Source organism: Rhodococcus sp. BP22, from assembly GCF_014281965.1.
GTDB lineage: Bacteria > Actinomycetota > Actinomycetes > Mycobacteriales > Mycobacteriaceae > Rhodococcoides.
This window is the reverse complement of record NZ_JACFTB010000001.1, coordinates 779,080-801,883: the sequence shown is the minus strand read 5'-3', so window position 1 is coordinate 801,883 and position 22,804 is coordinate 779,080. Positions and strand designations below refer to the sequence as shown.

The 22,804-nt window shown below is 62.4% G+C and carries 19 protein-coding genes; 9 read left to right on the top strand and 10 right to left on the bottom strand.

Annotation, left to right across the window (positions count from 1 at the left end):
- The first annotated feature begins 2 nt into the window (after positions 1-2).
- Entirely contained in the window at positions 3-1,157 is a 1,155-nt protein-coding gene (locus tag H2510_RS03720) for a M20 family metallopeptidase (protein ID WP_186627165.1), read from the top strand.
- A gap of 3 nt (positions 1,158-1,160) precedes the next feature.
- Here the strand turns inward: H2510_RS03720 and H2510_RS03715 are convergent, their stop codons facing one another.
- On the bottom strand, positions 1,161-1,625 hold the full coding sequence (locus tag H2510_RS03715) for a gamma-glutamylcyclotransferase (protein ID WP_186626950.1): 465 nt from the start codon (positions 1,623-1,625) through the stop codon (positions 1,161-1,163).
- Between the two features lie 172 nt (positions 1,626-1,797).
- On the opposite strand from H2510_RS03715, the gene H2510_RS03710 reads away from it, so the two are divergent.
- Both H2510_RS03710 and H2510_RS03705 read left to right on the top strand, forming a co-directional pair.
- On the top strand, positions 1,798-3,201 hold the full coding sequence (locus H2510_RS03710; RefSeq protein WP_084346808.1) for an NAD(P)H-quinone dehydrogenase: 1,404 nt from the start codon (positions 1,798-1,800) through the stop codon (positions 3,199-3,201).
- Between the two features lie 161 nt (positions 3,202-3,362).
- Positions 3,363-4,544, top strand: a complete 1,182-nt coding sequence (locus H2510_RS03705) for a PLP-dependent aminotransferase family protein (protein WP_186626949.1) — start codon at positions 3,363-3,365, stop codon at positions 4,542-4,544.
- Here the strand turns inward: H2510_RS03705 and glpK are convergent.
- The gene (gene glpK / locus H2510_RS03700) at positions 4,529-6,034 is read right to left on the bottom strand and encodes a glycerol kinase GlpK (protein WP_186627164.1); all 1,506 of its coding nucleotides are present in this window, start codon (positions 6,032-6,034) and stop codon (positions 4,529-4,531) included. The two genes, H2510_RS03705 and glpK, sit on opposite strands and share 16 nt — an antisense overlap.
- A 98-nt stretch (positions 6,035-6,132) precedes the next feature.
- Between glpK and glpD the strand changes: the two genes are divergently transcribed.
- Positions 6,133-7,890: a glycerol-3-phosphate dehydrogenase gene (gene glpD, locus H2510_RS03695; RefSeq protein ID WP_186626948.1), complete on the top strand. Its 1,758-nt coding sequence runs from the start codon at positions 6,133-6,135 to the stop codon at positions 7,888-7,890.
- A gap of 121 nt (positions 7,891-8,011) precedes the next feature.
- On the opposite strand, the gene H2510_RS03690 is transcribed toward glpD, so the two are convergent.
- From H2510_RS03690 to H2510_RS03665, 6 genes are all read right to left on the bottom strand, one after another.
- Complete coding sequence (locus tag H2510_RS03690; protein ID WP_186626947.1) at positions 8,012-8,500, bottom strand: OsmC family protein; 489 nt, start codon at positions 8,498-8,500, stop codon at positions 8,012-8,014.
- Positions 8,501-8,633: 133 nt separating this feature from the next.
- On the bottom strand, positions 8,634-9,878 hold the full coding sequence (locus H2510_RS03685) for a cytochrome P450 (protein WP_186626946.1): 1,245 nt from the start codon (positions 9,876-9,878) through the stop codon (positions 8,634-8,636).
- A 64-nt stretch (positions 9,879-9,942) separates the two neighbouring features.
- Positions 9,943-11,220 (bottom strand): CdaR family transcriptional regulator, encoded by a 1,278-nt coding sequence (locus H2510_RS03680; protein ID WP_186626945.1) that lies wholly within the window; start codon positions 11,218-11,220, stop codon positions 9,943-9,945.
- 200 nt (positions 11,221-11,420) lie between these two features.
- Positions 11,421-11,963, bottom strand: a complete 543-nt coding sequence (locus H2510_RS03675; RefSeq protein WP_186626944.1) for a hypothetical protein — start codon at positions 11,961-11,963, stop codon at positions 11,421-11,423.
- A gap of 236 nt (positions 11,964-12,199) precedes the next feature.
- Positions 12,200-12,982, bottom strand: a complete 783-nt coding sequence (locus tag H2510_RS03670) for an Fpg/Nei family DNA glycosylase (protein WP_186626943.1) — start codon at positions 12,980-12,982, stop codon at positions 12,200-12,202.
- Positions 12,975-17,486: an ATP-dependent helicase gene (locus tag H2510_RS03665; RefSeq protein ID WP_186627163.1), complete on the bottom strand. Its 4,512-nt coding sequence runs from the start codon at positions 17,484-17,486 to the stop codon at positions 12,975-12,977. Before H2510_RS03665 ends, H2510_RS03670 begins: the two co-directional genes overlap by 8 nt.
- Before the next feature lie 165 nt (positions 17,487-17,651).
- Here H2510_RS03665 and H2510_RS03660 point away from each other — a divergent pair, with 165 nt between their 5' ends.
- Complete coding sequence (locus H2510_RS03660; protein ID WP_186626942.1) at positions 17,652-17,903, top strand: modification methylase HgiDII; 252 nt, start codon at positions 17,652-17,654, stop codon at positions 17,901-17,903.
- 48 nt (positions 17,904-17,951) lie between these two features.
- Here the strand turns inward: H2510_RS03660 and H2510_RS03655 are convergent, their stop codons facing one another.
- Positions 17,952-18,557: a ribulose 1,5-bisphosphate carboxylase large subunit gene (locus H2510_RS03655; RefSeq protein ID WP_186626941.1), complete on the bottom strand. Its 606-nt coding sequence runs from the start codon at positions 18,555-18,557 to the stop codon at positions 17,952-17,954.
- Positions 18,558-18,634: 77 nt separating this feature from the next.
- Here H2510_RS03655 and H2510_RS03650 point away from each other — a divergent pair, with 77 nt between their 5' ends.
- The 4 genes from H2510_RS03650 to H2510_RS03635 all read left to right on the top strand — a co-directional run bounded on the left by H2510_RS03650 (position 18,635) and on the right by H2510_RS03635 (position 22,121).
- Positions 18,635-19,810 carry an NAD(P)H-binding protein gene (locus H2510_RS03650; protein ID WP_186626940.1) on the top strand — a complete coding sequence of 392 codons (1,176 nt, stop codon included), beginning with the start codon at positions 18,635-18,637 and terminating at the stop codon, positions 19,808-19,810.
- A gap of 9 nt (positions 19,811-19,819) precedes the next feature.
- Positions 19,820-20,530, top strand: coding sequence for a CPBP family intramembrane glutamic endopeptidase (locus tag H2510_RS03645; RefSeq protein ID WP_186626939.1), 711 nt, complete (start codon positions 19,820-19,822; stop codon positions 20,528-20,530).
- Between the two features lie 83 nt (positions 20,531-20,613).
- The gene (locus H2510_RS03640) at positions 20,614-21,051 is read left to right on the top strand and encodes an Lrp/AsnC family transcriptional regulator (RefSeq protein ID WP_186626938.1); all 438 of its coding nucleotides are present in this window, start codon (positions 20,614-20,616) and stop codon (positions 21,049-21,051) included.
- On the top strand, positions 21,048-22,121 hold the full coding sequence (locus H2510_RS03635) for a YbhN family protein (protein WP_186626937.1): 1,074 nt from the start codon (positions 21,048-21,050) through the stop codon (positions 22,119-22,121). Before H2510_RS03640 ends, H2510_RS03635 begins: the two co-directional genes overlap by 4 nt.
- Here the strand turns inward: H2510_RS03635 and H2510_RS03630 are convergent.
- Positions 22,116-22,772, bottom strand: a complete 657-nt coding sequence (locus tag H2510_RS03630) for a MerR family transcriptional regulator (RefSeq protein ID WP_186626936.1) — start codon at positions 22,770-22,772, stop codon at positions 22,116-22,118. The two genes, H2510_RS03635 and H2510_RS03630, sit on opposite strands and share 6 nt — an antisense overlap.
- Between the last annotated feature and the right edge of the window lie 32 nt (positions 22,773-22,804).

Sequence of the window (22,804 nt, the reverse complement as noted above, 5' to 3'; positions counted from 1 at the left end):
ATCTGCATGCCGCGGTCGACGCCTGGATTCTCGACCACACTGCCGAATTGTCGTTGTGGCGACGCCATATTCACGCGCATCCGGAGTTGGCACGGCAGGAATACGCGACAACTGCTTTCGTCGTCGGTCACTTGGAGGCCGCCGGGCTGTCGCCGAAGCTTCTCCCCGGTGGAACAGGTTTGACCTGTGACATCGGACCGAGCGGACCACGTGTGGGTTTGCGGGCGGATATGGATGCGCTCCCATTGCAAGAATTCACCGGGGCAGCCTATGGCTCGACCGTTCCCGGCGTCTCGCATGCCTGCGGCCATGACGCGCACACGACCGTGCTGCTCGGAACCGCGTTGGCCTTGGCGTCGCTGCCCGAACTGCCGTTCGGTGTTCGGCTGATCTTTCAGCCTGCCGAAGAGGTCATGCCGGGTGGGGCTTTGGATGTCGTGGCGGCCGGCGCGCTCGAGGGAGTGTCGAAGATCTTCGCCCTGCATTGCGATCCTCGGCTCGAGGTGGGCAAGGTCGGCATACGGGTGGGTGCGATCACATCGGCCGCCGACACCGTGGAACTTCGCCTCGATTCACCCGGTGGCCATACTTCGCGACCTCACCTGACCACCGACCTGGTCTATGCGCTCGGCACGGTCATCACCGGGTTGCCGGGAATGCTCAGCCGCCGAATAGATCCGCGGACGAGCACGGTGATGGTGTGGGGTGCAGTCGTGGCAGGTCAGGCGCCCAACGCTATTCCGCAGAACGGCATGCTCACCGGCACTGTACGCACCGGTGATCACGAGACGTGGGCTCTGCTCGAGCCCATGGTCGGCGAGATCGTCGCCGGGCTGCTGGCTCCGACCGGGGTGCGTTACGAGTTGCACTACAAGCGTGGGGTGCCACCCGTGGTCAACGATCCAGCAGTGACACGGACATTCGAAAACGCTATTCGACGCGTCGGACCGGCAGCGTTGGCCGATACCGCTCAGTCCGGTGGCGGCGAGGACTTCTCGTGGTACCTCGAAGACATTCCTGGAGCGATGGCTCGGCTCGGCGTGTGGTCCGGTACCGGTCCGCAGCTCGATATCCACCAGTCCACGTTCGATCTCGACGAGCGAGCGCTCGCCGTCGGTGTGAAGGTGATGACCGGTCTCGCACTCGAACCGAACTGAACTTCAGCTGGAAGTGCCGGGCCCGACGTTGCGACTGTTCCGTGTGCGCAGTCCACGGACGTACTCCGCGGGAGCACCAGCGATTTCGGCTGCTTCGGCCATGACGCCCAGGTAGCGCGCAGACGGTAGGCCGCCCTCGTAGGCGTCGAGTACGTACAGCCATGCCAGCACGGGGCCGTCCACGGTGTCGATGCGCAGCCGGACCTTGCGATGTATTCCGAGTTCGGAGCCCTCCCAGCGGTCGAGGCTCTCCTCGTCCTCTTCCGAGACGTCGTACAGCACCACGAACACCTTCGAATCGGCGTCCGGCGCGACCGTTGCCAGTGCACCTTCCCACCCGATGTCACCGCCGCCGAAGGTCAATCGCCAGCCGTGTAGCCAGCCAGTTCCCGACGACGGGGAATGGGGGCAGCGCTGAAGCATTTGCTCCGGATGCATGTTCGACCCGTAGGCGGCATAGATTGGCACGTCGGCCAGCCTAAACCGTCCGGTGAATCGGCGCGGCGGCGGAAGGCCCGAGCGGCTTGTTTCAGCAGGTGTTGCAGATGTTAACTAATCCTTACCGATGCGCAGAGACGTCGACTGGAATAGCGTTGACCCATAACTGTGCATTTTTTGTGACAAACGTGGAAGAGGACAAATGACCCGGATCGTGATCATCGGTGGCGGACCCGCAGGGTATGAGGCAGCACTGGTGGCAGCGCAGCACGGGGGGACTGTGACGTTGGTCGATTCGGACGGCATCGGAGGTGCCTGCGTTCTGTGGGACTGCGTACCGTCGAAGACCTTCATTGCCTCGACAGGTATCAGGACCGAGATGCGACGAGCCAACGATCTGGGTATCGCGATGGATCCATCGCAGGCGACAGTTGCACTGCCTCAAATCCACGAGCGCGTCAAAGCGCTCGCGCAGGCGCAGTCTTCCGACATTGCAGCGCGGGTGCGTTCGGTCGGCGTGGAACTGATTTCCGGCCGCGCCGAAATGATCGACTCGCATGTCGGTATGGCGGCGCACCAGATTCGAGCGACCTCGGCAGACGGTTCGGAACGTGTACTCGACGCGGATGTCGTCTTGGTGGCGACCGGCGCGAGCCCACGGATCCTCCCGGGTGCGGAGCCCGACGGTGACCGCATCTTGAACTGGCGCCAGCTCTACGACCTCGAGGCGCTTCCCGAGCATCTGATCGTGGTCGGGTCCGGTGTGACCGGCGCCGAGTTCGTCTCGGCCTACACCGAGATGGGCGTCAAGGTGACGGCAGTCTCCAGCCGCGACCGTGTGCTGCCGCACGAGGACGAGGATGCTGCGCTCGTGCTCGAGGACGCGTTCAACGAACGAGGCGTCACTCTCGTCAAGCATGCGCGAGCAGAATCCGTCCAGCGGACCGAAAGCGGCGTGATCGTCCGCCTCGCCGACGGACGGACCGTCGAAGGTTCGCACGCGCTGATGACTGTCGGTTCCATTCCCAACACCTCCGGGCTCGGGCTCGAGAAGGTAGGAATCGAACTGGATCGTGGCGGCTATCTGCGTGTCGATCGAGTATCGCGGACCTCTGTTTCGGGCATCTATGCCGCGGGTGACTGCACGGGTCTGCTGCCCCTCGCCTCCGTCGCTGCAATGCAGGGACGTATCGCGATGTACCACGCTCTCGGCGAAGGCGTCACCCCGATCAAGCTGAAAACTGTTGCCTCAGCGGTGTTCACGCGTCCCGAGATCGCGTCGGTCGGGGTGAGCCAGTCGGCCATCGACAACGGCGACGTGCCGGCACGTACCGTCATGTTGCCCCTTGCCACCAACCCGCGAGCAAAGATGTCGGGCCTCAAGCGCGGTTTCGTGAAGATCTTCTGCCGACCGGCGACCGGCGTCGTGATCGGCGGGGTAGTTGTCGCTCCGACGGCGTCCGAGCTGATTCTGCCCATCGCCATGGCAGTTCAGAACAACCTGTCGGTCAACGATCTGGCGGCGACGTTCTCGATCTACCCATCGTTGACGGGGTCGATCACCGAGGCGGCACGGCAACTGATGCGCCACGACGATCTGGACTGACGCGCAGAGTCAGCGTCGAATGTCTCATGATGTGAGAACTGAGTGTCATTCCTCGAGCTGGAGTGACACAGTGAAGTGAGCCGACCACCATTCGGCTCACTTCATGCCCCAGCGGATCCTCGGGTACTTCGCAATCCGTACTCGATCCTTGGGGAAAATCAATGACTTCCGCTCTGCCCTCGTTTGCCCGGCGTCTCGATTCGTTGCAGAGTTCTGCGATTCGAGACCTGCTCGCTCTGACTGCTCGAGAGGACGTGTTGAGTCTTGCCGGCGGTCTGCCGGCGACGGAGTTGATTCCTGCGCACCGCATTCGGCAAGCAGCGGAGGCAGTGCTGAGGACACCGTCCTCGGTGCAGTACGGCGAAACCTCCGGTTGGCGCCCGCTCCGCGAGATTATCGCAACCCGCGAATCATGCTCGGTCGGAAGAGAAGTCACCTCCGACGAGGTCGTCGTCACGCACGGTTCGCAACAAGCGCTCACCCTCCTCGCTCAGGCACTGCTCGATCCCGGCGCAGTGGTCGTCGTCGATGAGCCCGCCTATACCGGCGCGCTGCAGGTCTTCTCGATAGCAGGTGCCGATATCCACGCAATCCCAATCGGTGATGCGGGAATGGACACCGATGAACTGGCCCGCAGATTGGAGGCCGGCCTTCGGCCCACACTCGTCCACACCGTGAGCAACTTCCACAATCCACGCGGCGTGACGATGTCGGATCTCGGTCGCAAACAGCTCGCCGCGCTCGCTGATCGTTACGGGTTCTGGATCCTCGAAGACGACCCGTACGGCGAGTTGTGGTTCGGTGTGCAACCCCCGAAGTCCATAGCCGCGTACTCGGACCGCGTGGTTCGGCTCTCCAGTGCGTCGAAGATCATCACTCCTGCGCTTCGGGTCGGCTGGCTGACCGCGCCGGTGGCGGTGTGCCAGGCTGTCGAACTACTCAAGCAGGGCGCCGACCTGTGCGGATCGTCGATGACCCAGCAGATGGCCGCCGACATGCTCGACGACGCCGCGTGGCTCGAGCGCCACCTCGGGGTCCTGCGCTCGCAATACAGAGCACGCGCACACGCCCTCGAGGATGCACTGAAAGGCACCTTCGGTGACCGAATGGTGCTTTCACCCGCGAACGGCGGAATGTTCCTGTGGGTGGAGTTTCAGGACGGCACCGACACCACGGCATTGCTGCCGCGCGCGCTCGATCACGGCGTCGCCTTCGTCCCCGGGCGTGCCTTCGCGGACTCTCCCCAGTACTCGGGCGCGGCCCGATTGTGTTTCGCCAGTTCGTCTGTGGACGTTCTCCGAGAGGCCGTGCGGCGGCTGTCGGACGCTCATGCGCTGTCGTAGGTGCGTTCCACAGCGCGATTCCACTTGTCGTACATCGCCTCTCGGGCGTCGGATGCCAGATCGGGCTCCCAGGTCTTGTCCGCGGCCCAGTTCGCCACGATCTCGTCCTCGCCGCTCCAGTAGCCGACGGCCAGGCCCGCAGCGTAAGCCGCACCCAGGGCTGTCGTTTCGTTGACGACCGGCCGAACCACAGGGACACCGAGAACGTCGGACTGGAACTGCATGAGGAGCTCGTTGACGACCATTCCGCCGTCCACCTTCAATGTCGTCAGCGTGACCTCGGAATCTGCGTACATCGCGTCGATGACTTCTCGTGTTTGAAATGCCGTCGCTTCCAACGCTGCTCGGGCGATGTGGCCCTTGTTGGCAAAACGCGTCAGACCCGAAATGACTCCGCGCGCATCGGGCCGCCACCGAGGCGCGAACAGACCGGAAAACGCGGGAACGAAGTACACGCCGCCGTTGTCCTCGACCCCTCCAGCGAGGCGTTCGATATCGGCGGTGCGCTCGATGATGCCGAGGTTGTCGCGCAGCCACTGCACGAGGGAACCGGTGACAGCCACCGAGCCCTCGAGAGCGTAGACAGCATCCTTCTCACCGAGCTTGTAACAGACGGTGGTGAGCAGTCCGTGTTCACTGTGCACCGGCGTCGTTCCGGTGTTGAGTAGCAGGAAGTTTCCGGTGCCGTACGTATTCTTGGCCTCACCTGGTGACAGGCACGCCTGCCCGAACGTAGCGGCCTGTTGGTCGCCCAGAATTCCCGAGATCGGGACGCCGGCGAGCACACCCCGAGGACGAACCTCGGCATACACCTCGGAAGAAGTGCGGATCTCGGGCAGCATCGACATCGGAATCGCGAAGTCGGCGCAGATGTCCTCGCGCCAGGACAGTGTTTCGAGATCCATCAACAGCGTGCGAGACGCGTTGGTCACGTCGGTGATGTGCTTGCCGCCGTCGGCTCCGCCGGTGAGGTTCCACAACACCCAGGAATCCATCGTGCCGAAGCAGAGCTCGCCGGCTTCGGCACGTTCACGAACGCCGTCGACATTGTCGAGAATCCAACGAATCTTCGGCCCGGCGAAATACGTGGACAGCGGCAGGCCGGTGATCCGCTGATAGCGGTCGGCCCCTTGGTCCCCGGCCAGCTCCCGACACAATTCGTCGGTGCGAGTGTCCTGCCACACGATCGCGTTGTAGACCGGCTTACCGGTGGTTCGATCCCACACCAGCGTCGTTTCGCGCTGGTTGGTGATACCGACAGCAGCGATGTCCTGCGCTTTGACGTCGGCATTCCCCAGAGCAGCGCCGACGACTTCGCGAACGTTGACCCAGATCTCCTCGGCGTCGTGTTCGACCCAACCGGCGCGCGGGAAGATCTGACGATGCTCCTTCTGCGCCGAGCCGACCGGCTTACCGTCGTGGCCGAAAATGATGCAGCGAGACGACGTCGTGCCCTGATCGATCGAGGCGATGAAGGTGCCGGAGGTCACGTCGGTGCTGGTGTCGGAGGTCACTACGTTCCTTTGTTCGACTCGGAGGTGACGCGGGTATCGAACTCGAACGGTAGCCTGCAGGGGCGGTCAGGGAAATGGTCTATGTGGGGAGCGAGCTCGTGAGCAATCGATCGAACACCACTTTGCTGGGGCCTCAGGCGCGTGTCGATGCCTGGGAGCGGCTCGGATCCGAGTACTTCGACGTCATCATCATCGGCGGTGGCGTCGTCGGAGCAGGTGCTGCGCTGGACGCTGCGACCCGTGGTTTGAAGGTTGCTCTCGTCGAAGCTCGTGACTTCGCATCGGGAACCTCCAGTCGGTCCTCGAAGATGTTCCACGGTGGTCTGCGATACCTCGAGCAGCTCGAGTTCGGTCTGGTACGTGAAGCTCTGCACGAGCGCGAGCTGTCGCTGTCGACGTTGGCGCCGCACCTCGTCAAGCCGCTGAAGTTCCTTTTCCCGCTGACGCATCGCGTCTGGGAACGTCCCTACATCGCTGCGGGAATCTTTCTGTACGACAGGATGGGCGGCGCGAAGTCCGTTCCGGCGCAGAAGCACCTCACCCGATCGGGTGCGTTGCGGATGACACCGGGCCTCAAGCGCAAATCCCTCATCGGCGGAATCCGCTACTACGACACCGTCGTCGACGACGCACGCCACACGATGAGTGTTGCTCGCACCGCGGCACATTACGGGGCCGTCGTTCGCACGTCGACTCAGGTCGTTGGATTTCTGCGTGAGGCCGATCGAGTTTCCGGTGTGCGCGTGCGTGATTCGGAAAACGGAGCCACCACCGAGGTACGCGGAAGCGTGGTCATCAACGCAACCGGTGTGTGGACCGACGAAATCCAGGCGTTGTCCTCGCAGCGCGGACGGTTTCGTGTACGCGCTTCGAAGGGCGTACATATCGTGGTGCCGCGCGACCGCATCGTCAGCGAGGCCGCGATCATTCTGCGAACCGAGAAGTCGGTGCTGTTCATCATTCCGTGGGGTGCACATTGGATCATCGGCACCACCGACACAGACTGGAAGCTCGACCTGGCGCATCCTGCTGCCACGAAAGCCGATATCGACTACATCCTCGGCGAGGTCAACACAGTGCTGGTGACGCCACTGACGCACGAGGACATCGATGGCGTCTACGCAGGCCTGCGTCCATTGCTGGCAGGTGAAAGCGACGAGACGTCGAAGCTGTCCCGGGAACACGCCGTCGCTCGCGTCGCGCCCGGCCTCGTGGCGATCGCGGGCGGCAAATACACCACCTACCGCGTGATGGCCGAGGACGCCGTCGATCTTGCCGCCGAGGACATCCCTGCCAGGGTTGCGTCGTCGATCACGGAAAAAGTTCCGCTCGTCGGTGCCGACGGCTACTTCGCCCTGGTCAACCAGACGCATCATCTCGCGAAGATGTACGGCCTGCATCCCTACCGGGTGACCCACCTTCTCGATCGGTACGGCTCGTTGATCGACGAGGTTCTCGACATGGCGAAGGACAAGCCCGAACTCTTGCAGCCGATCACCGACGCGCCCAGCTACCTCCAGGTCGAGGTCGTGTACGCCGTTGCCGCCGAAGGTGCGCTCCACTTGGAGGACATCCTCGCGCGCCGAACTCGGATATCGATCGAGTACTCCCATCGTGGAGTCCACTGCGCGGGACAGGTCGCGGCTTTGGCTGCGCCCATTCTCGGATGGGACTCCGCGGCGGTCGATCGTGAGGTCGAGACATACACCGCGCGCGTCGAGGCGGAGATCAAGTCACAGATGCAACCCGACGACGAGTCCGCCGATGCGCTACGTGTCGTCGCCCCCGAAGCCCGTCAGGAAATTTTGGAACCGGTGCAGCCGAGTAACTAGGGCAACGGGTTCGCACGTGCTGGCTCGAGGGAATCGAAATTGCGGTGATCAAGCGCGATCGACCCCATCGTCGACACGATTGAGCTGATCGTGCTTCGACCAGCAGTTACCGCCAAACGGACTAGCTGGCGGCATCCGAGTCGAGTTGTATGATGTTGGCCTCGTGCAAGATCGGAGTCTTCACCGAGCGGGCGATGAAACAGTAGTCAGCGACTTCCTCATGCAACGTCTTTGCTCGCCGGGGGTCACTTCGAGAATCGATGGTTACCGTCGGATGCAGGGTTACGCTTTCGAACTCGCCCGCGCCCGAGGACTCTTCGACCATTATTCCAGTGGGGTGGTCGTCGTAGGCGACAACGGTGATGGCTGACCGGGCCGCGAGGCCTAGGTACCAAAGCATGTGGCACTGCGCAATTGACGTGAGGTACAGCTGTTCGGGGTTCCAGCGAGTTGGGTCACCGAGAAACGCTGGATCCGCGGATGCTGCTATCTGAGCAAGCCCCTTTGCATCGACCTGGTGATCCCGCGAGTAAGAGCGTAGTGACGATGTACCAGATCCTGTGTTTCCGGTCCACACAAGGTGTACCGCGTAGTTGTGACGAGTATTCATTCTCGACCGATCTCCTCCGTGATGCTGCGACGGCAGCTCTCGTTGCGAGACCATGGGCCTCGACGGCAATACGTGCGGACTTTGTGCATCGCCAGAATTGAGTGCTCGCAGAATGGCGATCTGATCCTACAACTCAGTGTTCGACCGGGCACCGACCTCCGTAGTCGACCTTGAACTCCTTGATGCCATTGAGCCAACCAGATCGAAGTCGCTTCGGATCGCCCAGCTTGGTGATGTCGGGCATATGGTCAGCGATCGCGTTGAAGATCAGATCGATCTCGAGACGCGCCAAATTTGCGCCCACGCAGAAGTGTGCGCCGGTTCCACCGAAACTCAAGTGCCGGTTCGGGTCCCGCATGATATCGAACTTGTTCGGATCGTCGAAGATATCCTCGTCGAAGTTCGCCGAGGCATAGAACATCGCAACTCGGTCGCCCTTTCTGATCTTCTGACCACCAAGCGTGGTGTCAGCAAGCGCTGTCCGCTGAAACGCGGTAATGGGGGTCGCCCAGCGAATAAGCTCGTCGACCGCGGTGCTTGGTCGCTCGTTCTTGTAGAGCTCCCACTGATCGGGGTTCTCGAGGAAGCCGATCATTCCGTGCGTGATGGCGTTTCGGGTGGTCTCGTTGCCCGCAACAGCGAGCAGGATGACGAAGAAGCCGAACTCTTCGGGGCGCAGTTCACCACCATCGATTTCGGCATTCAGCAGCTGGGTGAGGATGTCATCGGCGGGACACTTCCTACGCTCTTCTGCCATTTGGTAGGCGTACCCGAGGAGCTCCATCGACGCGACCTGGGGATCACCCTCGAATTCCGGGTCGTCGTAACCGGTCATCTGATTGGACCAGTCGAAGACCTTTCCACGATCTTGTTGCGGGATGCCGATGAGCTCCGCGATCGCCTGAAGCGGCAGCTCGGTCGCAACCTGGGTGACAAAATTGCCTGCCCCTAGGGTCAGGGCTTCTTCGACAATCGTCGACGCACGCTCGGACAGGGCGTCCTTGAGGCTGGCCACTGCGCGTGGGGTGAAGCCGCGAGCAATGATCTTTCGCAGCTTGGTGTGCTCTGGGGCGTCTTTGAACAGTAGAATGTGGCGCTGTAGTTCGATGGCCTCACGAGGGATGTCATCGTCGAACCGGACGATCGCGGTGTTTTCCCACGTGGAATATACGTCGTTGCGCGAGACCTCCCTGACGTCCTCATGCCGAGTAACAACCCAGTACCCGTCGTCGTGAAATCCGCCGATAGTAGGTGGTTGTGGACACCACCAGACGGGTGCTGTTTTGCGCAGCTCAGCGAACTCCGCGTGCGGAACATGCGTGGCGTAGATGTCTGGATCAGTGGGGTCGAAACCTTCGGCAATATTCGGTGTGGGCACGTCGCACTCCTCGTTGGGGCTGATAGCAGTCAGCCTTCCAGCCAAACCAGTGCTGTGGATTGGCTTACTTGACCAAGGTTCCTCGATCTTTTTGTTCGGAGGGTACATATCTGAGTGCGTTCGCGCCGAAGGTGTCGAAGCAATCGAGTGCCAGTTTGAGGTGAAGCGAGCGGGAGGTGATCCGCTGACCGATGCGCTCCTCGATCTGTTGGATGCGGTATCGCACAGTGTTTTTGTGCACGGCGAGCTGGCTAGCGGCGGCCTCGAGATTTCCCGGGCATGACAGCACCGCGCGTAGCGTCTTCCGGAGTCGCGCGGACAGCTCGTCGTCCACCAAGAGCCCAGGCAACTCGCGTTCGATAAGGGTGTTCATCGCGTCGGGTCGAGATACGAGCATCGAGACGAGTTCGATGTCTCGATAGCTGGTGACGGGTATACGCTGTTGCGCCCGCATAGCGATTTCCTGCGCAGCCAGAGCCTCCCTGTGAGCTCGTCGAAACCCGTCGATACCCTGCCCCGGCCGTCCCACCGCGACCCGCACCCCGGGTGGCACGAGCGCCGAGTCGATCGTGGGTTCTTCGTCATGCCCGGCCACCATCCAAACCCACAACCCCCGGGCCCCGGACGGGATGCAGAGGATCTCCGTCGCTGATGCTGATCGCGCCAGCCGCGATGCCAATGGCTCGAAGATCCGCGAGTCGATCGAGATCGCGTGGTCGGTGGTCCATAACACCAAGGCAGTATTGACGCGATGGACCGGGTAGCTCAGCTGTACCGATGCGACCTCAGCGTCGTTCAATGTGCCGTCCAGAATTTCGCGGACCGTGTTCACCCGCATCGAGAATGTGCCGCTGAGCAGACGTTCTCGTTCGCACGTGTATGTAGCGGCAAGTTCCTCGAGCATCGAATTCATGATCTCGCTCGTCTGCTTCCACATCATGACGACGAGTTCCACCTTGAAATCCTCTGGTACAGCGGCATTGCTGACGAAATCCGCCACAAACCGCCATACCGCTCGGTGACCAGCGTGGTACAGATGGGAGAGAACTCGCAATTCGAGTCCTCGGCGCGCGATGGTTCGGGCAAGAGAATGAGCTTCCGCAGCTACCGGAGCATCCCACAGGGCAGCGTTGTCGGACTGCCGAGCGGCAAGAATGTTGCGGAATTGGCTGCGAACAGCCAACTGTAAGTCCCTCCGAACATCTGCGTCAGTAGATAGCTCCGGGACGTCTGACCCCATGGATTGCGCGACATAGTCGACGAACCGTGCGATATCTGCGTGGGAGAGACTTTCGGCAACGTAACTGCGCATCCACTCTTCGGCCCGTGTTGCACTCGCCATTTTCAGCGCTCCCTCTGGACAATTGGGCCCCGATACTGCCGGCCTGCATCCAGCATAAGGACTACTCGGGGTTGGGTAGGGACCCATTTTCGAAGGTAGCCATCGGGGCAGATCAACCGTTGGAATGCGTAAATGGCACTGTGCGTCAGGAAATTTTGGAACCGGTGCAGCCGAGCAACTAGTGCCTGCAGCGAGCCCTGCTAGTGGGTCAGAACCAACTTGATCGCGACCACCACGGTGGCAACTCCCGCTAGTACGAGGGATCCGAGAAATGTCCCACGAGTCGGCTTCTCGCCTCGTAGTCGGCCGACGACGAAGTTCGTCGACGCAATCCTGGCGATGACTGTTATTTCGGCCAGGATCTGACCGATCCCCGGATCCAACCACCCGGCCCATCCGATCGCCAAGAGTGCCGCCGGGAGTACGGCAGCACTCAATACCGGAACGGAATCCCTGAGCTGTTCGATCCGTGCGCCTCTCGACAGATTGGCCCCGGTTCGCACGGTTTCACCGACGCCCTCGGCGAAAGCGTGCGCGACGAACGTCGACAGCGCTGTGCCGAGCACGATTGCCACACCCTGAAAGGTGTGTTCGTCCGATGAAGTGATCGGAATGAGCGCTGCGAGGATCAACACATTGCCGTACACGTAGGCGCTGACCCTACTGGCAGCGTTGGCTGGACTCAGGGGACTGGTGCGTGAGAGCAACGGTCCGTGCAGGAGGTTTCGCAGGTTCGGTGCCATGCCGACTGACAGTAGTCACTACCGGCGAGTGAACGGATAATTCCGATGCCGACTCACCGACACACAGTGGAGAGCGCGCTCGGGGAAGCTGTTCGGCGCGGCCCTATTCGCAGTTCTCGGGTCTGCACAAGCGAACGCGGAGCCCTCGCGGCAACCGAACCGGACACGGCCATCACTACCAGCGTGAGAATTGCTACGAAAGTCATAGTGACGATCCTGCTGGCCGGACCTGTGAATCAGCTGGGCGGGGGCTGGCAATACGGACAAAAATATATCTGGCGTTCCTCCAGCGGGTTGTCGCCGAGCATTCCGAATTCGATGGGTGTTCCACATCGCCTACACGGCTTGTTCTCCCGCCCGTACACCCAGAAGTGGCGTCCCGGACGTCGATCACCGGTGGTGATTCGTTGATGTCGATCCTTGTTGGCCATGATCGTACGAAACGACAGGTCGACGATCTTGCGTAGATCGCCTGCAGAGCCGGCCGGGGTCCGCGGATCGATACCTCGAAGAAAACAGATCTCGTTGCGATACACGTTGCCCAGCCCGGCCAGTATTCGTTGATCGAGCAATGCGGTTCCGATAGGGCGGGCGGGGTCGGCGCCCAGATTGGTGATCGCGAGAGCTGCATCCCAATCCGATCCGAGGAGATCGGGCCCGAGGTATCCGACGACCTCGTCTTCGTTCTCCACGACGTCCAATACACCCAGTTCGAATCCCACCGCGGAAGCACTGTCGTTCGTCAGAATCGCGCGAGCTTGGAACGCAGGCTTGCGCCACCTTTCACCGGGGGCATAGACCTGCCAGGTTCCTTCCATCTTCAAATGGCTGTGGATCGTATAGCCGCCGACCCGAATGAGGAGATGCTTGCCACGTGATTCCACCGAGTCCACTGTCCGACCCGTGAAATCGACTGTCGCGTAGCGAGGTACACGAATATCGCAACCCATCAGCACCCGCCCGACGAGCGCGTCCCTCAGCTTGTTCGCCGCCCGATAGACGGTGTCTCCCTCAGGCATGAAGCTGCCCCCGTAGACGCAAGCCCCGAGGGGTCGCGGAGAAGCCTGCCTCGGTCAAGGTCTTGGAAAATGCCGTCCCGTGGATGTCGTGACCATCCACCCGTTCGACCAACAACTTCTCTACCCCGCCCCTCTTCACAGTCGCAGCGAGCGCACGGGCCGACGCTTCGATGACGGCTTCGTCGTCGGAGAATGTCAACACGGTCTTGCCACCCCGTTCGACGTACAGAGCAAGGTCGCCCTCATGCAATACGACGAGTGCTCCCGCTTTCCGTCCTGGCCGATGTCGAGGCGAATCGTCTTTCTCCTCGGGCTTCGGCCAGGTGAGCGCGGCACCGTAGGGGTTGGCCGGGTCGCAGGCGGCCAGGACCATTGCGCCGGTCTTTTCTCGTTCGTCGTACGTGCGTAATCTATCGACGACATCGGACGTGGAGAACTGCGCGCCACCGAGCGAATCGACGAAGTACCCGCGGCGGCTGCGGCCGGAATCCTCGAAGGTGGTGAGCACCTTGTACATCATTGCGAATCCGCCGGGCACTCCTTCGTTCATCACCGCACCTCGCGTGACCACGCCGTAGCGCTCGAGCAGCATGTCGGCGGTAGCGTGTGCTCGCACTGTGGGATCTGGTTCGAGTTCCGGGAGTCTGGACCAGCGCCCTCCTGCTGTGGGAGGCCCGGTCCGGGTCGGCAGCGTGGGTCGTTCGAATCGACGGTACGAGCGCAGACGCGGTGTCTTCCTCGGCGCTCGGTGGCTCGGCGCCGCGCGGGTCGTCGCGTTGATGAGTGCGCGCAAAGGTGCGAAGGTGTCGTTGCTGAGCCGGCCGGCCCATACGAGTTCCCAGAGTGCGGCGTGCAGACTGTCGTCGTCGGTACTGCCTACCGTGTCCGACAGCTGCCGGAAGAAATATGCGCCTCCAGCTGCGACCGCGTCCAACACACGCAGTTGTAGCTCGGAAAGATCCGATTCGGCGGGCGGAGCGAGAGTCAACGGGGCAGTCTCGGCCAGGTGTAGACAGACCCAACCGTCCTTCGAGGTGATGGATCCGTGGCCGGACCAGAGCACCTCGCCGGTGGAGGTCAATTCGTCGAGCATCGCGGGGGAGTAGTCGCGGACTCGCGAAGCGAAAATGAGCGGCTCCCAGGCCGATGCGGGGATCGGTACCCCGGCGAGCTGCTCGACAACTGTTGCAACACCGTCGATTCCGTTGAGTTGCCGACTGCCCACGTGTTGCCAAGCTGGGAGGAATCGGCCGAGGGTTGCGGTGCCGACCGGCTCGACCTCATGACGCGCCGCAGCGAGCGACCGTCTGCGCAGACGGCGTAGGACCTCGTTGTCGCACCATTCGCTGCCTGTCGTATCGGGTCGGAATTCTCCCTCGACGACTCTTTTGTCGGCACCAAGTGTGGTGAGAACACCGCGAGCAACCGCCGTCCCGATCCCGAACCTGGCCGCGAGGTCGGTGACCGAGAACGGGCCGTGGGTGCGCGCATACCGGCTCACGAGGTCGGTCAGCGGGTCTTCCACCGGTTCGATGAAGGCTGCCGGTGTGCCGATGGGCAGTGGAACACCGAGGGCGTCGCGCAACCGGCCCGCGTCTTCGATGGCAGTCCACCACGTCCGACCTGCGAAGCTGACCTCCATCGCGCGCTTGGCGGCCCCGAGCTCGATGAGCCACTGTAGAGACTCGTTTCCTTTCGTGCGCTCGGCCACCTCCTCGACGGTCAGCGGTCCAAGCATTCGGAGTAGATCCGCGACCCCCTCGATGTCCTTGGCAGCTCGGTCTTCTGCGAGTCGCTGCAGTTCGAGTTCGGTCGTCTCAATCACGGACAGATCCAAGAGCTCACGCAGCTCGACGCGCCCCAGCAGTTCGGCGAGGAGGGTCGAATCCAGCGACAAGGCTTGCGCGCGACGTTCCGCCAAGGGACTGTCGCCCTCGTACATGAACGCGCCCACGTAGTTGAACAGCAGGGAATTCGCGAAAGGAGACGGCGACGCCGTCTCTATCTCGACGATGCGGATCTGCCGTCGGCTGATCTGCGCGAGAATTTCTTCCAGCGCAGGCAAGTCGTAGACGTCCTGCAGACATTCGCGCACCGTCTCGAGCAGAATCGGGAATGTCGGATACTTGCGCGCGACGTCGAGAAGTTGGGCAGACCGTTGTCTCTGCTGCCACAATGGTGCACGTTTTCCGGGATTACGGCGGGGGAGAAGTAGTGCGCGAGCGGCACATTCGCGGAATCTCGACGCGAAAAGTGCCGAACCGCCGACCTGCTCGGTGACGATGTCGGCAATTTCGTCACGTTCGAACACGAACAAGTCGGCACCGGGAGGTCGATCCTCGGTGTCCGGTAGTCGCACGATGATCCCGTCGTCGGACGCGGTCGGGGCAGCGTCGATGCCGTATCTCTCGATGAGACGTGCGCCGATCGCAAGTGCCCACGGCGCGTGCACCTGCTGGCCGTACGTCGAATGCAGAACGAGTCGCCAGTCGCCCAGCTCGTCACGGAATCGTTCGACGATCATCGTTCGGTCGGTCGGGAGCTGGCCCGTCGCGTCCTTTTGTTCGTCGAGAAGCGCGACTAGGTTGTTGACCGCGTTGGCATCGAGACCGCTTCCGGTAAGCCGCTCGGGCAACCCTTCTCGTTCAGCGGTGCTGCGGAGGAATTCGCCCAACGCCCTGCCCAGTTCCGCGGGGCGGCCGAGTCCGTCGCCGTGCCAGAACGGTAGTCGCCCGGGCTGACCGTATGCAGGGCTCACCAGGACTCGATCGTGGGTGATCTCCTCGATACGCCAGCTGGTGGCGCCGAGGGCGAAGACATCACCCACGCGTGACTCGTACACCATCTCTTCGTCGAGTTCACCTACCCGAGAGGCCTTCTCACCGACCATGTACACCGTGAACAACCCGCGGTCCGGGATCGACCCACCCGAGGTCACGGCCAGTCGCTGTGCGCCCGGACGGCCGGTAAGGGTGCCGGCATCGCGGTCCCAGACCAATCGCGGTCTCAGTTCGGCGAATTCGTCCGATGGGTAGCGGCCCGAGAGTAGATCCAGTGTCGACTCGTATGCGGAGCGGGGCAGAGTCGCGAAACTGCCGGTGCGCCTGACCGCGTCGAACCAGTCCTGCGCATCGATCGCTTCCAGCGCGCACGCCGCGACGGTCTGCTGAGCCAGGATATCGAGCGGATTGGCAGGAACGAAGAGCGACTCGATCTTCCCTGTCTTCATGCGCTCGACCGTCACAGCGCAGTGGATCAAGTCGGTTCGGTGCTTCGGGAAGAGCACTCCCTTGGAAATCTCACCGACCTGGTGGCCTGCACGACCCACTCGTTGCAACCCGCTGGCCACCGAGGGCGGGGCCTCGACCTGGACGACCAGATCCACTGCACCCATATCGATGCCGAGTTCGAGGCTGCTGGTGGCGACGACGCAGCGGAGGCGACCGGACTTGAGGTCGTCCTCGATCAGGGCTCGCTGATCCTTGCTGACGCTTCCGTGGTGAGCGCGGGCCAACAACGGGTCGGCGCCGTGGTTCACCTCGGTGGGAGTGCCCATCTGGGATGCGGGTTTGTGCGCTGTCTCGACACCGTCACCCATCCGCTCGGCGTATATCTCGTTGAGCCGAGCGGTCAGTTTCTCGGAGAGACGCCGAGAGTTGGCGAAGACGATGCTCGACTTGTGCTCGAGGATGAGATCGACGATCTTCTCCTCGACGTGCGGCCAGATGGAACCCTGCTGTGGGGCTGCCGACGCCGAACCGTCTGCGGGTTCGGCGATACCGAGTTCGGTCATGTCCTCGACCGGCACCTGAACCGTCAGGTCGAACATTTTGGGCGATGGCGGTGCAACGATCTCGATGGGCGCGATACCGGTCAGAAATCTTCCGACCTCCTCGTGCGGACGGACCGTCGCCGAGAGACCGATACGTTGAGCGGGCTTCGGAAGCATCAGATCGAGTCGCTCGAGAGACAGTGCCAAGTGGGATCCGCGTTTGGTTCCGGCGACCGCGTGAACCTCGTCGACGATGACCGTGTCGACACCGACCAGTGACTCGCGTGCCGCCGAGGTGAGCATCAAGAAAAGGGACTCGGGCGTGGTGATCAAGATGTCGGGTGGAGTCTTGATCAACGTGCGTCGATCTGCTGGGCTCGTATCGCCGGACCGGACGCCCACGGAGATGTCGGGTGGTTCGAGCCCGAGGCGTTTCGCTGTTTGAGTGATCCCGACCAAGGGAGCTCGGAGGTTGCGCTCGACATCGACGGCCAATGCTTTGAGCGGTGAGATGTAGAGCACCTTCGTAGTGCGCTCGGGTAGCGGTTCACGTGTAGCCAGCTGATCGATCGACCAGAGGAAAGCGGAGAGCGTCTTGCCGGATCCGGTAGGGGCTACGACCAGGGTATGGCGACCACTGGAGATTGCCTCCCACGCTCCGGCCTGCGCTGCCGTCGGGCTGGGGAACGCGCCCGCAAACCATTCCTGGGTGGGCGCCGAAAATTTCGCCAAAGCAGAACTGCCCGACTTCGGCGCCCGAGGATTCGGAGTCCCTGCCCGAGGGGAAGATTTTCTGACCACCCGACCATGATGCCCCCAGCCACCGACAGGCAACCATCACCAGGGCCCGTCGACTATCGAGGTGTGAAGTCGACCGGGTACGGGTACGGGAGGTTGATGACCGACGACCAAGAGACAATGCAGATCATTTCCGCAAAACTCGATGCTCGACTCGGCGAACGCACCAATGGCTTGCAGAACGAGGTGCCGCCAGGGGCCAGCGCGCAGGCCGACGACGAGGACGGCGAACGAGGACCACTCGGGCACGACTACCGGCTCGCGAACAAGTACGCAGAGGCCCTCGCTATCGGTGAGCCGCAGTTGATCGACCGGGCCGAATTCGATCGGCTCGTTGCCGAACACGGCTGAATCGACCCCCGCTTGGTAGTGCCGCTTCTGTGGCGAGCCGAGGAGGAATCAGTGGCCTTCCTCCTCGGCTTCCTCTGCCAATTTCTCCTCGCCCCTTTTGCGTAGGAATTTGAACCCAGGGATTCCGATGACGGCGCGTCGGACATCCTTTGTCACGTTGAGCAATTCGTGAATTTCGGGCGACACTGTGTCGAGTGTGGCCAAGATCGGAAGGACGGCTTTCATATGCTCGACGATTTCGGGAAGTTGGTCGACCATCGCGATGGTGGCGTCGACTTCTTGCTCGGACAGGTGGTCGACGAACTTTTGCGCGAACGGTGCCGCCTGTTGCGCCATCGGCTCGAACAATTCGACCAACTCGAACGCGGTCGCCGACGTTTTCGATGCCGTATCGACGACGCCTTCGGCCGAGCGAGTGGTGACCGCGGCCTCGATGACGACGAGTTGTGCGGCAGTGACAACCTCGTCGATGCGAGCCATGAGCGTCGTCACCTCGTCGAGCAACGTCTCGACGCGACCGGGAAGATCCCACGCGAAGTTGGCGGTGTCGCGGGCCCAACGCGCGCTCGACAGCGCCACGTCTCGACCGAATTTTGCCGCAGTCAGACCCCCGAAGGGGACGGAAAGCCGAACGCCCGCCAGTACCAGTGCCATCACCCGACAATGCCACAGGTAGGCCGTCAGGCCCCGCTGCTGCGGCGGCGCCGATCCGATGTCGTTAGCCTCGAGTCATGAGAGTTCTCGTTACCGGCGCGAGTGGATACATAGGGTCGAGGTTGGTCGCATCCTTGCTGAATGCGGGTGACGACGTCTGTGCTGCCTCGAGGAAACCCGAGACGCTGACGAGGTTCGACTGGTGGCACGACGTCGACACCTGCGCGCTCGACGCAAGTGACCCACTCTCGCTTCGCGACGGTTTCGAGCAAGCCGGCGATGTCGAAGTTGCGTACTACCTGGTCCACGCGATCGGGCAAGCCGACTACCGCAGTCAGGATTTGACCTCGGCCCGGCAGTTCGCCGAAGCGGCTGCAGCCGCCGGTGTGCGCCGGATCGTCTACCTTGGCGGTTTCGTGCCGGAGGGCGAAGAGTTGTCGGAGCATCTGGCGAGCCGAGCCGACGTCGGGGAGGCACTCTCGGTCGACGGCGTCGAGGTCGTGTGGCTTCGCGCCGCCATCGTTATCGGTGCAGGTTCCACCTCCTACGAGATGCTGCGCTATCTCGCCGACAGGCTCCCGGTGCTGCCGCTGCCGAGCTGGTTGAGCCATCCGGTGCAGCCCATCGCCGTCGACGACGTCCTGTTCTATCTCCTGGCGGCCCGCTCCACGGTTCCCCCCGGCTCGTACGACATCGGCGGCCCGGACATTGTGCCGTACCAAGATTTGTTGTTCGCGTACGTGGAGGCGGCAGGACTGACCCGGGTCGGGCTGCGCACCCCAGGCATTCCTACTGGGCTGGCCGGACGTGTCATCGGCAAGATCATCCCCATTCCAGATGCGCTCGCCGAAGACCTGGTCGGTTCACTGCACAACACGATGACGACGTCGGAGGATCGGATCGTCGAGGTGGCCGGTGAACCCGAAGGCGGTAGAACCACGATCGCGGAGGCGATGCTTCGCAGTGTGCAGGGCCGCGTCGGCACCCCGCCCGGAGTGAGCGAACTCAAGGATCCACTGCGACTTGCCGTCACTGACGCAGCGTGGAGCGGAGGCGACGCGTCGGTGATCCGCCGCTACGGCGTGGCGGCCTCGTCGAAACCGACGTGGGACCTGTTCGAGTCCCTCGGCGCGCGTTCGTTGTTGTACTCCTGGCCTGTCGCAGCGGTGGTGCGCACGAACCTCGATGTCGTGGACAGCGTTTCCGGCCGGACGAGATCGGCAATACGACGTCTGTTCGACGGTAGAAACTAGGGAGGCTTGATGGCGACGTGGCAGACGAGCGTGGTCGACGTAGTGAAGTCGGCCCTCGTAGAGAAGGTCGATCGGGATCACGAGGAAACCGACAAGGCCTTCTTGCGACGCCGGATCGTGGTGGTGATCACGCTCGTAGTCGGGGCAACGCTACTGGGTCTGTCGCTGTCGGTCGAGCCTGGTGACAGTGCGTTCTATGCGCTGACGCTCGGACTTGCCGCGGCCTGGATCGTAGGCGGCTTCGCCTCGGGCCCCTTGCATCTCGGTCGGATCCGATTCAACGGCTCGATGCGACGGCCGATCATCACCCCAATTCTCACCGGTCTTGCTGCAAGTGCCGTTTTCGTCGTCGGCGCATTGATCGTGCGACAGATCCCACCGCTGGCAGACTTCACCGAGAATGTGCTGGCGCATGCGCGGTTCGGGTCCCTGGCACTGATCGTGTTCATCACCCTGCTCAACGGCGTCGCCGAGGAGATCTTCTTTCGAGGCGCCCTGTTTGCGGCGATCGGTCGTCGAAAGCCGGTTCTGATCTCGACCATCATCTACACGGTGGTCACCCTGGCGAGCGGGAACCCGATGCTTGCGTTCGCTGCAATCACGCTCGGTTTCGTTCTCGCCCTACAACGACGCGCATCCGGTGGCATCTTGGCGCCGATCCTGACCCATGTGATCTGGTCCACCGTGATGATCTTCGCGCTGCCGCCGTTGTTCGCCTGACTCGAACACATTTCGGCGAGTTTCAGCGGCCTTCTGTGCTGTCCAGTGGGTCGAATCGTGTCGCACTGAGCTAGATTGCGCAGGTGAGCGAAAACCTCGACCGGATAGACCGGTTGATCATCGACGAACTGGTCGCCGACGGCCGCGCGACTCTGGCAACGTTGGCAGAGAAGGCGACCCTCTCGGTGTCCGCTGTGCAGTCTCGTGTCCGACGCCTCGAGGCCCGTCGAGTCATCCGTGGGTACACCGCGCAGGTGGATCCGGATGCGCTGGGACGCCCGCTGTCCGCGTTCGTTGCCATCACGCCTATCGACCCCGCGCAGCCCGACGATGCACCCGCGCGTCTTCGCCACATCGCCGCCATCGAATCGTGCCATTCGGTGGCGGGGGAGGAGAGTTACGTTCTTCTCGTTCGAGTGGAATCGCCGCGCAGCCTCGAGGGCTTACTGCAAGAGATTCGCGCAACAGCGAATGTTCGGACTCGAAGCACGATCATTCTGCAGACCTTCTACGACCGATGACGCCCAGCCCTGTCCGTAAGGTCGCTACTGCCGTCCTGTCGTACGGGGTGGTCGCGCTCGTCATGTGGCTGGTCTATCGCACGGTCGGAAATTCGGGTGCGGTATCGGATGCACTGAGTTCGATTTCGTTGGTCGATGTTCTCATCTCGAGCGTTTTCGGGCTGCTCTATCTGGCGTCGATGTTGTGGCCGATGATCTACACGTTGCCCGGCCTGACCATCGCACAGGCCGGTGTCGCACGGACTGCATCACTTGCGCTCACCAACACTGTTCCTGAGGGCGGCACGGTCGCAACAGGTTTGACGTTCGGAATGTACCGATCCTGGGGTTTCACGCTGGCAGACAGTTCGACGTCGATCATCACGATCGGCATCTGGACCAATCTGTCGCGGTATGTGTTGATGTCGGTCGCTCTCGTGTTTCTCGTGTTCTTCGGGACAACATCGGGGTCGGAAGTCTTGATTGCCGTCGGCACATGCGTGGTCGTCACCGCGATCTGCCTACTCGTCGCGCTCGTGATCACCAACGATGCATTTGCTCGTCGTGTCGGCCGAGCACTCACCCGTGGCCGAAACATGTTGGCAGGGCGGTTCGAGCGGATCGCTCCACGAGACATGGAGCAGGTCATAACCGACTTCCGCGAACATCTCCTTGCCCGGGTACGTACCTGTTGGCGGTCGTTGACTGCGACGATGTTGCTCTCGCAATTGCTCGGGGCACTCGCGCTCGGCGTGGCTCTTCGGCTGATGGGTACGAGCAGTGACGAAGTGGGCTGGGATCGGATCGTGGTCGCCTTCGGTGCCATGTCGTTGGCAGTGCTCCTCGCACCCACCCCTGGCGGCCTCGGGGTTGCCGACGCCGTTCTGATCGCAGTTCTCGGAGTCGGCATGACCACGACTCAACAAGGAGAACTGGTTGCGGCCGTGGTGTTGTTCCGGATGGCAACGTGGCTGCTTCCGATTCCGCTCGGTCTGATCGCATACCTCTATTGGCGATCGACGAAGAACTGGCGGGTCATCGTGAGTCGGCCGTCCAGTGCTCCCCAGCCGTCGAGTGATCCCCGCTCATGACGGTTCCGTCGGCGTGACGGTGCGTGCGCTGCCGTCGATCCGGAAGCTTGCGGCTTCGAGCGCGAGTCGCCGGACCTCGACGAGTGCGCGCTCGAGTACGACGGTCCCGATGAGCATCGTCTCGACCGCAGTTGTGCGGTCCGGCATAGCTCGGGCGTACTTCACTTCGGCTTCTGCGGTCCGCTCGGCGGTGTCGGCGGCACTGTCGAAGTCGGTGAGGGTAGTCGGAAAGCCGAACCGGCGCAGCGTGGCGAGGAGCTCGGCGAGCCGATACGGCGCGGGCGCGTCCGGCTCGATGCGCCAGTCCCTGATCGAAAGCCATTCCTGCACTTCGCGGTAGGCAGTCGCAACTTCGGTGTCTTCGTTCTCGGGTGGGGTCTCGTCGAGACCGTGCATCACCGCCCCGAATGCGTCGTGAAGCGACATCGACTCGTCGTCGACGGCAGCCAGCGTGGCGCGAACGTGTGAGATGGACAGGCCGCCGATGTCGATGAGCGAGCGGATCAGGCGCAACCTTCGAACGTGCTGATCGCCGTAGACGGCCTGGTTTGTGGCTGTCTGCACACCAGCGGTGAGCAGACCCTCACGCAGGTAGTACTTGATCGAGGCGACCGATACTCCGCTGCGTCGACCGAGTTCGGAAACCCTCACTGGTCGGCCCTTGACTCCATACTCGGATAGTA